Genomic DNA, 11,684 nt, shown 5'->3' on the forward strand with positions numbered 1-11,684 from the left:
GAAGCCATGAGCCTTATGCTTTCATGGAACAATGAACAAGAGATTTATGAGATAACGCCAGCCCTAATCGAAAAGCTAGAAGAGCTTCTTCGTTTGGCAGGCGCCCTGGAGCAAGTGACGGACGGGGAAGTGGCGCTGACGTTTACGGACGACGCTGTCATACAGGAGCTCAATAAACAATACCGAGGTCTCGATAAACCGACGGATGTTCTGTCATTCGCCATGCAGGAAATGGGTGACGATGAAATTGAGATTATCTACGGGGATGAGGATGACGGTATAGGGGATGGCGATACGGATGAAGAGGACGAGGAATTTGATGAGCCGCTCGGCGATATTATCATTTCGGTGCCTCGAGCTATCGCCCAAGCTGAAGATTATGGGCATTCGATTGACCGGGAGCTAGGCTTTCTATTCGTGCACGGCTTTCTTCATTTGATTGGATATGACCATCAAGACGAGGACGAAGAGCAGGTCATGTTCGCCAAGCAGGAGCAAATATTACAGCAGGCGGGTTTAACGCGGTGAAGCAGCCGGTTAAATGGCAGCGAAGCTTTCGTTATGCTTACGAGGGTGTGAAATATGCTCTGGCTACCCAACGAAATATGAAATTTCATTTTTTCGCGGGGGTCGCTGCGCTTGTGCTGGCTTTGTTCTTTGAACTATCCAAAACAGATATCTTGTTCATCTTATTGGCTGTGACGCTCATGTTTATGACGGAGCTCATCAACACGGCCGTGGAAAAAACGGTCGACTTGGCCATGCCGGAGCTTCATCCGCTAGCCAAAATTGCCAAAGATGTAGCTGCAGCCTCCGTGTTGGTGACTGCAGCTTTTGCCGCTATTACGGGCATGATTGTGTTCTACGAGCCGATGGACCGGTTAGTACGGACGGCGCAGGCGGGGAAAGGTCATGTTTTGACTGCGGCTAGCGTCTGGATTCTGCTCTCCTTGGTTGCCATCATAGCCATTATGGCGCAGACCCGCTTTTCCGACAAAGGGGTATGGATCAAGCCAAGCCTTCTGACATCGGTTGCCTCTGCCATAGCCAGCCTGATTGCGGTCAGAGCCCAGGATACGCTCGTAGTGCTGCTTGGATTTTTGCTTGCGGGCGTCCTTATGCTGGCCCTGTACGATAAACGGAAGCGGAGCCTCGGCTCGCTGCTGCTGGGCGCATTGCTCGGAAGCATGATTACGGTATTGGCTTATTACTTTATTTCTCTATGAATCCCAAGCTTGCTGGGAAAGGAGCGCGTCTCATGGATAAAACCGAACTGATCGCTCAAGCTAAAGAAGCGCGTGAGAAAGCTTATACCCCTTACTCGCAGTTTAAAGTTGGCAGTGCGCTGCTGGATGCCCAAGGGCGTGTGCATCTCGGGTGCAATGTGGAGAACGCAGCTTACGGACCGACGAACTGCGCCGAACGGACGGCTTTGTTTCGCGCCATAGCAGACGGGGAGCTGCCCGGTTCGTTTCGTGCGATGGCTGTTGTTGGCGATACCGAACAGCCAATCGCTCCATGCGGCATATGCCGACAAGTGCTGGTAGAGCTCTGTCGTCCCGATATGCCCGTGTACCTTACTAATATGCGCGGAGACGTCAGCGAGACGACAGTCGGAGCACTGCTGCCCGGCGCATTCACATCAAATGATTTGGACGGAGGAACCATTGACTAATGTCTTATTCTGATAAAGAAAAACAAACGGACTTTAAATCGGGCTTTGTCGCCATCATCGGCAGGCCCAACGTGGGCAAGTCCACGCTCATGAACCAGGTGATCGGACAAAAAATCGCGATCATGTCCGATAAGCCGCAGACGACCCGAAATAAAATTCACGGTGTGTATACGACAGAGGAAGCACAAATCGTCTTTTTGGATACACCAGGCATTCACAAATCCCAGTCTAAGCTGGGGGACTACATGATGAGAGCAGCGGAAAGCGCCCTTAGCGAAGTAGATGCTATTCTTTTTTTGATTGATGTAGTGGAAGGCCTTGGCGGAGGGGACCGTTACATTATCGAGCAGTTAAAAAAAGTGAAAACCCCTGTGCTGCTGGTGATGAACAAAATCGACCAAGTTCACCCCGAAGCGCTGCTGCCTGTCATCACCACGTACAAGGATCTGTATCCTTTTGCTGAGATCGTGCCCATCTCCGCGATGCAAGGGAATAACGTGAATACGCTGCTGGATCAGGTGATCAAGTACTTGCCTAAAGGACCTCAATATTATCCGGCCGATCAGATTACGGACCATCCGGAGCAGTTTGTATGCGCAGAGCTCATCCGGGAAAAAATATTACATTTGACGCGGGAGGAAATTCCTCACTCCATCGCCGTTTCTATTGAGGATATGCGCGTGGAAGAGAACGGCGTCGTGCATATCTCCGCAGTAATTTATGTCGAGCGGGATTCGCAAAAGGGAATTATTATCGGTAAGAAAGGTGCGCTGCTCAAAGAGGTAGGCCAGAAAGCCCGTGCAGACATCGAGGCTCTTCTCGGCTCCAAAACATTCCTGGAGCTGTGGGTTAAGGTAAAGAAGGATTGGCGTAACCAGGATCGCGTCCTGCGAGATCTTGGATTCCGTCACGAATAGCGGCTTCGCCGGTTTCAAAGGAATCCCAATGTGTTTAATGTAATGCAGACATACCATTTTTTGTTCAGCATACTTCTGTTCAAACCAAACCATCCTAAACCTAAGCAACTTGTAGACGCGTTACCAAGGGGAGGATGTACCATGAGAGATTTTTCGTGGAAGTATTTTTCGATCACTGGACATGTGGATGCCTACTTGCTTTATAAAGAATCTCAGGTTCAGCCCAGGGAGGAGCCTGAGCTCTTGGAAGAGGACGCTGCGGCTGAAGCTGTAGAGTAAATGCAATCAAGCAGTTCGATGGATTTCAGTTGCTGGTTTGGCTACATGGGGAGAGGCTGACGGTGCAGTACAGAGTGCAGGGAATTGTGATCCGCAGCATGGATTATGGAGAGGGCAACAAAATTATTACCTTGTTTACCCGTGAACAGGGTAAGATGAGCGTCGTTGCGCGCGGCGCAAAAAAGGTGAAGAGCCGATTTGGTTCCTCCGCCCAGCTATTTACTTATGGCGATTACTTGTTTTTTAAATCGAGCCAGCTGGGCACCTTAAATCATGCGGAAATTATTGAAGCCTTTCATAAAATAAGAGAAGATTTGCATAAGGCTGCCCACGCCTCCTACCTTGCAGAGTTAACGGACAGGATGATGGGCGATCAGGAGGGGCAGCCTTATTTGTTCGATCAGCTGAAGGCCAGCCTGCAAGCTATCCAGGAGGAAAAGGACTTGCAGATTATCGGTCATCTGTATGAGATGAAGATGCTGATGCATGCAGGATATACTCCAGAGCTTGAGAACTGTGTGGTGTGTCGCGAAAACTCATCCCCTGCAGTAGCGATAAGCGTTGGCATGGGCGGAGTGCTATGTGAACGGTGCCTGCTGCGTGATCCTGCTGCCGTCCGTTTGACACCGGGAGCATATAAACTCCTTCGTCTGTTTGTACAGATGGATGCCAGACGTCTCGGTCAAATCGATGTCAAACCGCAGACAAAGCAGTTATTGAAGCAAATCATGCGCTCGTACTTTGATACGCACGCGGGCGTAAAGCTAAAATCGCGCGATTTTTTGGATCAAATGGATAAATACGGGGTATAGTTTTTATGATTTTCAAAAGATTTGCACTGAATTGACATGTTTTTGGCCTAATGATATTATAATATGATACACCCAAGTTGATACCTCTCGTGACGGAGCCTGTGCGCAGGCTTTGGCAGCGGGATTTTTTTGTGATAGGAAGTCAGTGAAACATATATTGCCAATGTCTCGTAGTACTATAGTAGATTGAAATGCCGCTTTCATGAATCGAATGATAAAGAACGGAAAGGCGGGGTCTCATGGGAGGAACCGGCAAATCGGTAATATTCGTCGCTTCGGATTCAGCGGGGGACACGGGAGAAGCGGTTGTCCGCGCAGCGGCGGTGCAGTTCCATCCGCAGCAGGTGGAGATCAGACGGGTGCCTTTTTTGCATGATGCGTCAGATATAGATCGACTGATTCGCACGGTGCTTGAACGTAATGGAACGATTTTGTTCACACTGGTTATTCCGGAGTTGAGAGACTACTTGATTGAACAGGCGGACCGATACCGGATCCCTTATATTGATCTGCTCGGGCCTATTATCCGTACGCTTGAGCAATCATTGAAGCAAGAGGCTAGTCACACGCCGGGAATGATTCATAAGCTCGACGAGGATTATTTCAAGAAGGTTGAGGCTATTGAATTTGCCGTTAAGTACGATGACGGCCGTGATTTCAGTGGGGTGCTTCAAGCGGATATTGTACTGGTCGGTGTATCGAGAACGTCGAAGACGCCGTTATCTATGTATTTGGCCCACAAAATGTTCAAGGTGGCCAATGTTCCTCTCGTACCCGAGATTCAGCCGCCGGAGCAGTTGTTTATGGTTTCGAACCGCAAAATTGTCGGGCTGCGCATCAGCCCTGAAAAATTGAATGTGATTCGAACAGAGCGGCTCAAAACACTGGGGCTTCCGGACAGCGCCACTTATGCTAATTCGGAACGCATTCATTCGGAGCTTGACTACGCGGATCAAATCATGAAGCGGATCGGATGTGAGGTAATCGACGTCTCGAACAAAGCCGTGGAAGAAACCGCCAGCGTCATCATTGATATGTATCGTTCCAGATAGATTTCATTTTAGGCAGCAAGCAGGATTTTTTGTAAATTCATCGTATATAATATTAACGGTAGTACTTCAGTCACAAATCCGGTGGGGGCATATGACGTATAAAATAGTAGTAGATGCCGATGCATGCCCGGTAAAACAGGAAATCGTCCATACGGCAACCAAGTTCAGAGTGGGTGTCTTGATGGTGGCTTCTTTCGATCACCGGCTCCAACCGGCGGAAGGCGTGGAGATTGTTCAGGTGGACCGCTCAGACCAATCCGTCGATTTGTATATCGCCAATAGGATCTCGGCAGGGGATATACTCATTACACAGGATTTTGGACTTGCGGTGCTGGGTTTGGGCAAGAAAGCGATAGCCATGTCCAACCGCGGACAAATGTACAGCGACCGTACCATCGGCTTTCTGCTTGAGCGCCGGCACGAACAAGCAAAGCTGAGACGGGGAGGAAAGCATTCCAAGGGGCCTAAAGCGTTTACGGACGAGGATCGGCAAGAATTTCTACAAACTTTGACAAAAGTTTTGTCCCGTATGCAGGAGAATGGCGGAGTGTAGCGAATAATATTACGTGTTATTTGAATGAAGGTGGTTAGGATGAGTAACGGACGCATTCCCGAGCATGTCATTGACGCGGTCCTCAAATCCCACGATATTGTGGAGGTTGTCGGGCGGCACGTTCACTTGACAAAGCAGGGGCATTACCTCAAGGGTCTCTGTCCATTTCATTCAGAGAAAACACCGTCCTTTACCGTCACCCCGGAAAAACAAATCTATCATTGCTTCGGTTGCGGTGCGGGTGGCAACGCCATTCGATTCATCTCCGAGGTGGAAGGTTTGTCCTTTGGCGAGGCGGTTCGCAAGCTGGCGGACGAAGCGAAGCTTGATGTGGGCCTGGCTCCGCAAACAGGAAAGGAAGAAACAAAGGAGCACGCGGAACGGGTTAAGCTGCTGGCAGGTTATGAGCTTGCAGCAAAGCTGTATCAGTACATCCTTCATAACACCGAGCAGGGGAAGGCAGCTAAAGCTTACTTACGGGATCGGGGAATGAATGATAAGCTGATCGAAACCTTCGGGCTTGGATACGCGCCTACAAGGTGGGATACGTTAACCAACCTCTTGGACAAGAAACAGTTCTCGCTTCCGCTTATGGAACAAGGGGGGCTAATTTCGGCCAAACAAGACGGCAGCGGGTATGTGGATAAGTTTCGCGACCGCGTCATGTTTCCAATTTACGATTGGAAGGGACAGGTTATCGCTTTTGGCGGAAGAACCATGGGTGACGCACAGCCGAAATATGTGAACAGTCCTGAATCGATGCTTTTCCACAAAAGCCGGACACTGTACAATCTCCATTTGGCCAGACCCCAGGTTCGCAAAATGCAGGAGATCGTTCTGTTCGAAGGCTATATGGATATCATTCGAGCTTGGGAAGCAGGCATAAGAAACGGAGTCGCCACGATGGGTACGGCTCTCACTCCGGAGCAGGCGGAAGCGATTCGCAGGCTAGCCGAACGTGTGACGGTCGCCTATGATGGTGATCAAGCAGGACAATCTGCCGCTTACAAAAGCATTCCTATGCTTGAGAACGCGGGCTGTCAAGTCAAGATCGCCTTGCTGCCGAATGCACTCGACCCGGATGAGTATATTGCTAAACACGGTTCTGAACGATTTGTACGGGAAGTTATTGAAACCGCCGTACCTTCGATCAAATATAAACTTCTTTACTTTCGCAAAAATTACAAACTACAGGAGGATGGAGAAAAGCTCCGGTACATCAAGCAAGCACTCAAATTGATTGCAGGACTGTCATCACCCATCGAAAGGGAACATTATCTCCGAGAGTTATCGTCCGAATTCCGGTATTCTTTGGATGCTTTACAGCAGAATTTGAACGAAATCCGGCTGCAATCGGAAAAAAACGAAAGATTTGGGGATAATAAAGACAAACCGTGGAATAATGTTATGAATAACGGGAAGCCTCGGGAACACGTCCCTTCTATGGTTCCTGCCTATCAATTTGCAGAGCGACAATTGCTTGCCGTCATGATGCTGGACCGGGACATATCCGGTCATGTCGAGCGTCGATTGGGAGACGGTTTTAATATGGAAGCTCATGCGGCCCTGGCCGCATACTTGTATTCCTACTATGCCCAAGGGTATGAGCCGAATGTTGGCACATTCATAGGCATGCTGCAGGATGACAAGCTGGAGAGCTTGGCCAGTTCCCTGACCTTAATAGACAACCGCAACGGGATCAACGATGCCGTTATTGACGATTACATCCGGGAAATAAAGAAGTATCCTCTCTTGCAGTCTTTGGAGCAAAAGAAAGAAGAAGTGAAACAAGCAGAACGTTCAGGGGATATCCCTAGAGCACTGCAGCTGGGCAGTGAGATTATTTCCCTAGAAAAGCAGTTGAAATCATCCTAGAGCCGACCAAGCGGCTGACGGGGTGAAATTCTAGGGAGGAGGGAGTTGTATTATGGCGAACGATCAACGTACGGAAATAGAGACAGAGCTGACGTTGGAACAAGTAAAGGAACAGCTGATTGAACATGGCAAGAAGCGTTCCGCAATCACGTACAAAGAAATTATGGAAAAACTTGCTCCATTTGACCAGGATCCGGAGCAGATTGACGAGTTTTTCGAGCAGCTTCAAGAGATGGGCATCGATGTCGGCAATGAAGCGGATGAAGACAACGGAATGAGTCCGATGGAGCATGAGCACGATGAGTTTCATTTTGATGACGATTTGTCGCTGCCTCCCGGCATCAAGATCAACGATCCGGTTCGGATGTATTTGAAGGAAATCGGCAGGGTTCCGCTGCTTTCCGCCGAGGATGAGGTTGATTTAGCGAAGCGTATCGAGCTTGGAGACGAAGAAGCCAAGCGCCGCTTGGCGGAAGCGAATCTTCGGCTTGTAGTCAGCATCGCGAAGCGCTATGTTGGTCGAGGGATGCTGTTTCTGGATTTGATTCAAGAAGGCAACATGGGCCTGATTAAAGCGGTAGAGAAGTTCGATCATACTAAGGGCTACAAATTCAGTACCTACGCCACTTGGTGGATTCGTCAGGCGATTACTCGCGCGATTGCTGACCAAGCCCGGACTATCCGGATTCCGGTACATATGGTTGAAACGATCAATAAGCTGATTCGGGTATCCCGTCAGCTGCTGCAGGAGCTTGGTCGTGAACCGACACCGGAGGAGATCGCTAAAGAGATGGATCTAAGCACCGACAAGGTGCGGGAGATTATGAAGATCGCTCAGGAACCGGTGTCTCTTGAAACCCCGATTGGTGAAGAGGACGACTCGCATTTGGGTGATTTTATAGAGGACCAAGAAGCGCTTGCACCTGCGGACGCTGCTGCTTATGAGCTGCTTAAGGAACAGCTCGAGGATGTGCTCGACACCTTGACGGAGCGTGAAGAGAATGTACTTCGCCTTCGTTTCGGACTGGACGATGGCCGTACGCGTACATTGGAGGAAGTCGGCAAAGTATTCGGAGTTACCCGTGAGCGGATTCGTCAGATTGAAGCCAAAGCACTACGTAAGCTTCGTCATCCCAGCCGAAGTAAACGGTTAAAGGATTTTCTTGAATAATAGGTTATGCCTAGACCTTTCTGCGCACCGATGCGCGGCAAGGTCTAATTTTTTGCATTCCCGCAGCCGATATTCAATTATGTAAAAAATGCTGGGCTCAGGGGAGACAAAAGCCTATGGATGATAAAAAGAAAGTTATTATTCGTGAGATCGAGCAATGGCGCCATAGTAAGCTACTGCCAGAGCACTACTGTGATTTTTTATTGAACATTTATGATTTGGAACATGGTCAAGGGGAGCCGGAGCCTGGCGGTGTGTTAGGTGTCACACCGGACAAAATAAGAAACAGCAATTGGAAAATCTGGATGCTTGTATTGCTGTTCATCATCGTTTTATCTTTTACTGCTCTTAATTTTAACGCTTTTGAATTACCAATGCAAATAGCAATTTCCATCATCTTTTTGGCGGGCTGTTATGGATGGGGAGGTTCCAAGTTAAAGAAGGAACCGATGTCAGCGCAAATTTTGATCGGAATGGCCTGTTTATTTCTTTTGTTTATTGGTGTTTATTTACTGAGGTTGTATGGCGTTCAGGCTTCGGTGCCGGTAGTTGGATACGTGGCTTTCTGCAGTTTGGTTTGGATTATGACCGGGCTGCTGGCAAGACTGGCGTTATTCCAGCTTTGCGGATGGGTCAGCTTGGTGTTCTGCTACGGATGGCTGCTGCATTATCAGCTGGAGACATTGTCGTGGATCACGCTGCAGTTTAGCTGGCTGCCGCTTGCTATTTTATTTTGCTGGATGTCTTGGATCATCCATGAGAAGAACAGGCAGATCGGGCTGGTCTTCTTCCTGCTAAGCTTAATCGTTTGGTATATGCCTGAGTTATATGCTATGCTTTATGCTGAGAAATACGGCTCCCTAGCCGTGCAACGGCTGCTTTTAAGCAAGCTGCTGGTGGAGGCGGGGCTGCTGTTTGCTTGGAGAAAAAAATGGACTGAGTGGGTTGTATAAATGGTAAGATTATCAAAACGACTTGAAATGATCGCGCAAGAGGTACCAGCAGGCAGCCGGCTGGCGGATATTGGATCGGATCATGCTTTGCTGCCATCCTTTCTGTCGTTACAGGGAACTATTGTCCGCGGTGTAGCCGGAGAAGTCAACGCGGGGCCGTTTGAGGCGGCTTTGAAACAGGTCCGATCCGCCGGATTGGACGAGATTATCGAGGTAAGGCACGGTGACGGACTGCAGGTGATTTCACCTGGAGAGGTGGATGTCATTACTATCGCTGGTATGGGAGGTGCTTTGATCGCTTCGATACTGGAAGCGGGGAAAAGCAAACTGGCCGGTGTTCGTCGCCTGGTGCTTCAGCCTAATGTAGGCGAATCCAATGTTAGGCAATGGCTTCTTGAGAATGAATGGGTGCTCACAGGGGAACATATTCTGGAAGAAGACGGGAAAACATATGAAATTTTAACGGCTGTTCCCACAGAACTGGCTCCATATAGCAACGTCGAATTATACGCTCCACGTCCGCTGACCGGTGGTTTGGTGGTGGATCGGGAGCGGATGCTTCACATGGGACCTTTCTTGATCCGGGAGGCGTCACAGATTTGGATGGACAAGTGGTTTAGTGAACTAGATAAGCTCAACCGCATTTGTGAGCGGCTGTCTCATTCCGAACTTTCAGCATCGCGCAACAAGGAGGCAGAATTCAGAAGGGAAATGGACCGAATCAAGGAGGTGCTTGAGCAATGTATGCCAAAGGACAAGCGGTAATCGGGCTAATGGAGGAGCTAGCTCCGAAATCGTATGCTGTAGAGGGTGATAAAATCGGATTGCAAATCGGTACGCTGCAGAAGGATATCCGTAAAGTGCTTGTGACGCTTGATGTAACCGAAGAGGTGACTGACGAAGCGATTCAGGGCGGAGTTGATTTGATCATTGCTCATCACGCGATTATTTATCGTCCTCTGCCGCATATTCAGACGGACACCCCTGCAGGTCGGCTGTACGAGAAGCTGATCAAGCATGACATCGCTGTTTATATTGCACATACGAATTTGGATGTGGCAGAGGGCGGAATAAACGATATGATGGCGGAAGCGATCGGATTAACCGTCACCGAGCCACTGGATGAAGTACATACGGATAAGCTGAAGAAGCTGGTTGTGTTTGTTCCGACAGATTATGCCGATAAAGTGAGAGAAGCGATGTTCAATGCAGGTGCGGGCGGGATAGGCAAGTATAGCCATTGCAGCTTCAACATTGAAGGGATCGGTACTTTCATACCAGACGAAGGTGCAGACCCGTTCATCGGTAGGCCGGGCAAGCTGGAAGAGGTCAAAGAGGTACGGGTGGAAACGATTGTCTCGCAAAGCGTGGAGCGTAAGGTCGTTCAAGCTATGCTTAAGGCTCATCCTTACGAGGAAGTGGCCTATGATTTGTATTCGCTCGATCTGAAGACGCGTACCTTCGGCTTGGGACGGGCAGGTAAGCTTTCCAAGCCCATAACGCTGCAGGAGCTGTGTGAGCAAGTAAAACAGGCTTTTGACGTTCCGATGCTGCGTGTAGTCGGTGACCCGGCGCAGGTGATCCGAAAAGCGGCTGTGCTTGGAGGTTCGGGAAGCCGTTATGTCAAGAATGCAATGTTTGCCGGCGCAGACGTGCTCATCACCGGGGACATCGACTACCATACCGCTCACGATGCTTTGGCGGCCGGTATTGCCCTTATTGATCCGGGTCATAACGTAGAGAAAATTATGAAGCAAGGCGTAGCGGAATATTTGCAGCGAAAACTTTCCGAAAGAAAATGGGCGACAGCGGTCGCAGCTTCACAAATTCAGACGGAACCATTCCGTTTCGTGTAAAATTGGCTAAATACGGTGGTTGTTTTTTTGTGCGATTCCTTGTATACTAACTCAAGCATCTATTTGCAAAAGAAAGTTTGACAGACAATCGCTGGTGGCCTAAAGCCACGAGAGGAAAGTCCGGGCTCCGTAGGGCAGGATGCTGGATAACGTCCAGTCAGCGCAAGCTGAAGGCTAGTGCCACAGAAATGGACCGCCGATGGCAGCGGGGCGACCCGTATGCACAGGTAAGGGTGGAACCGTGGTGTAAGAGACCACGAGGAGCTATGGTGACATCGCTCCTGGTAAACCCCATTTGGAGCAAGACCTAGAGGAACGCAGTCCCGCAAGGGGCAGCCTTTGCCCGAGGCGCGTTCGGGTTGGTCGCTTGAGCCAGGCAGCAATGTTTGGCCTAGATAGATGATTGTCGCTTCAACGGTGGCAGGGTGGCACCCGATACGACCACCGGAAGCACAGAACCCGGCTTACGGCAAACTTTCTTTCAGCCATTATGCAATAGAGTGTTTATACGTGCAAAGAGCCGCCTCAAGGGCGGTTCTTT

General features: G+C 49.5%; 13 protein-coding genes and 1 other RNA gene. All 14 read left to right on the forward strand.

Translation table 11 applies throughout. The annotated features are described in order from the left end of the window. Positions 1-6 precede the first annotated feature (6 nt). The 14 genes from ybeY to rnpB all read left to right on the forward strand — a co-directional run bounded on the left by ybeY (position 7) and on the right by rnpB (position 11,625). Entirely contained in the window at positions 7-528 is a 522-nt protein-coding gene (gene ybeY / locus JOE45_RS00915; RefSeq protein ID WP_210021972.1) for an rRNA maturation RNase YbeY, read from the forward strand. Beyond that, entirely contained in the window at positions 525-1,226 is a 702-nt protein-coding gene (locus JOE45_RS00920; RefSeq protein WP_210021971.1) for a diacylglycerol kinase family protein, read from the forward strand. Before ybeY ends, JOE45_RS00920 begins: the two co-directional genes overlap by 4 nt. A 32-nt stretch (positions 1,227-1,258) precedes the next feature. Beyond that, positions 1,259-1,675, forward strand: coding sequence for a cytidine deaminase (locus JOE45_RS00925; protein WP_210021970.1), 417 nt, complete (start codon positions 1,259-1,261; stop codon positions 1,673-1,675). Beyond that, complete coding sequence (gene era, locus JOE45_RS00930; protein WP_210021969.1) at positions 1,675-2,592, forward strand: GTPase Era; 918 nt, start codon at positions 1,675-1,677, stop codon at positions 2,590-2,592. The genes JOE45_RS00925 and era overlap by 1 nt, the downstream gene beginning before the upstream one ends. 141 nt (positions 2,593-2,733) lie before the next feature. After that, positions 2,734-2,871, forward strand: coding sequence for a YqzL family protein (locus JOE45_RS00935; protein ID WP_210021968.1), 138 nt, complete (start codon positions 2,734-2,736; stop codon positions 2,869-2,871). A gap of 62 nt (positions 2,872-2,933) precedes the next feature. Continuing rightward, complete coding sequence (recO, locus tag JOE45_RS00940) at positions 2,934-3,683, forward strand: DNA repair protein RecO (protein WP_210021967.1); 750 nt, start codon at positions 2,934-2,936, stop codon at positions 3,681-3,683. A gap of 239 nt (positions 3,684-3,922) precedes the next feature. Further along, positions 3,923-4,735, forward strand: a complete 813-nt coding sequence (locus JOE45_RS00945; protein ID WP_210021966.1) for a pyruvate, water dikinase regulatory protein — start codon at positions 3,923-3,925, stop codon at positions 4,733-4,735. A gap of 91 nt (positions 4,736-4,826) precedes the next feature. Then, positions 4,827-5,288, forward strand: coding sequence for a YaiI/YqxD family protein (locus JOE45_RS00950; RefSeq protein ID WP_210021965.1), 462 nt, complete (start codon positions 4,827-4,829; stop codon positions 5,286-5,288). Positions 5,289-5,327: 39 nt separating this feature from the next. Next, positions 5,328-7,163 carry a DNA primase gene (gene dnaG, locus JOE45_RS00955; protein WP_210021964.1) on the forward strand — a complete coding sequence of 612 codons (1,836 nt, stop codon included), beginning with the start codon at positions 5,328-5,330 and terminating at the stop codon, positions 7,161-7,163. Between the two features lie 52 nt (positions 7,164-7,215). Then, positions 7,216-8,334, forward strand: a complete 1,119-nt coding sequence (rpoD, locus tag JOE45_RS00960; protein ID WP_210021963.1) for an RNA polymerase sigma factor RpoD — start codon at positions 7,216-7,218, stop codon at positions 8,332-8,334. 116 nt (positions 8,335-8,450) lie between these two features. Further along, positions 8,451-9,287: a hypothetical protein gene (locus JOE45_RS00965; protein WP_210021962.1), complete on the forward strand. Its 837-nt coding sequence runs from the start codon at positions 8,451-8,453 to the stop codon at positions 9,285-9,287. Next, positions 9,288-10,052 (forward strand): tRNA (adenine(22)-N(1))-methyltransferase, encoded by a 765-nt coding sequence (locus tag JOE45_RS00970; protein ID WP_210021961.1) that lies wholly within the window; start codon positions 9,288-9,290, stop codon positions 10,050-10,052. It begins immediately after the preceding gene. Further along, positions 10,028-11,143 carry a Nif3-like dinuclear metal center hexameric protein gene (locus JOE45_RS00975; protein WP_210021960.1) on the forward strand — a complete coding sequence of 372 codons (1,116 nt, stop codon included), beginning with the start codon at positions 10,028-10,030 and terminating at the stop codon, positions 11,141-11,143. The genes JOE45_RS00970 and JOE45_RS00975 overlap by 25 nt, the downstream gene beginning before the upstream one ends. A gap of 72 nt (positions 11,144-11,215) precedes the next feature. Continuing rightward, positions 11,216-11,625, forward strand: an RNA gene (rnpB, locus tag JOE45_RS00980) — RNase P RNA component class A. The last annotated feature ends 59 nt before the right edge of the window (positions 11,626-11,684 follow it).

Origin of the sequence: Paenibacillus sp. PvR098, from assembly GCF_017833255.1 — a bacterium.
GTDB lineage: Bacteria > Bacillota > Bacilli > Paenibacillales > NBRC-103111 > Paenibacillus_G.

Bases quoted from the DNA above. Each gene is read 5' to 3' on its own strand.
- ybeY (WP_210021972.1), top strand. From the start codon at position 7: ATGAGCCTTATGCTTTCATGGAACAATGAACAAGAGATTTATGAGATA.
- JOE45_RS00925 (WP_210021970.1), top strand. From the start codon at position 1,259: ATGGATAAAACCGAACTGATCGCTCAAGCTAAAGAAGCGCGTGAGAAA.
- era (WP_210021969.1), top strand. From the start codon at position 1,675: ATGTCTTATTCTGATAAAGAAAAACAAACGGACTTTAAATCGGGCTTT.
- JOE45_RS00935 (WP_210021968.1), top strand. From the start codon at position 2,734: ATGAGAGATTTTTCGTGGAAGTATTTTTCGATCACTGGACATGTGGAT.
- JOE45_RS00945 (WP_210021966.1), top strand. From the start codon at position 3,923: ATGGGAGGAACCGGCAAATCGGTAATATTCGTCGCTTCGGATTCAGCG.
- JOE45_RS00950 (WP_210021965.1), top strand. From the start codon at position 4,827: ATGACGTATAAAATAGTAGTAGATGCCGATGCATGCCCGGTAAAACAG.
- dnaG (WP_210021964.1), top strand. From the start codon at position 5,328: ATGAGTAACGGACGCATTCCCGAGCATGTCATTGACGCGGTCCTCAAA.
- rpoD (WP_210021963.1), top strand. From the start codon at position 7,216: ATGGCGAACGATCAACGTACGGAAATAGAGACAGAGCTGACGTTGGAA.
- JOE45_RS00965 (WP_210021962.1), top strand. From the start codon at position 8,451: ATGGATGATAAAAAGAAAGTTATTATTCGTGAGATCGAGCAATGGCGC.
- JOE45_RS00970 (WP_210021961.1), top strand. From the start codon at position 9,288: ATGGTAAGATTATCAAAACGACTTGAAATGATCGCGCAAGAGGTACCA.
- JOE45_RS00975 (WP_210021960.1), top strand. From the start codon at position 10,028: ATGTATGCCAAAGGACAAGCGGTAATCGGGCTAATGGAGGAGCTAGCT.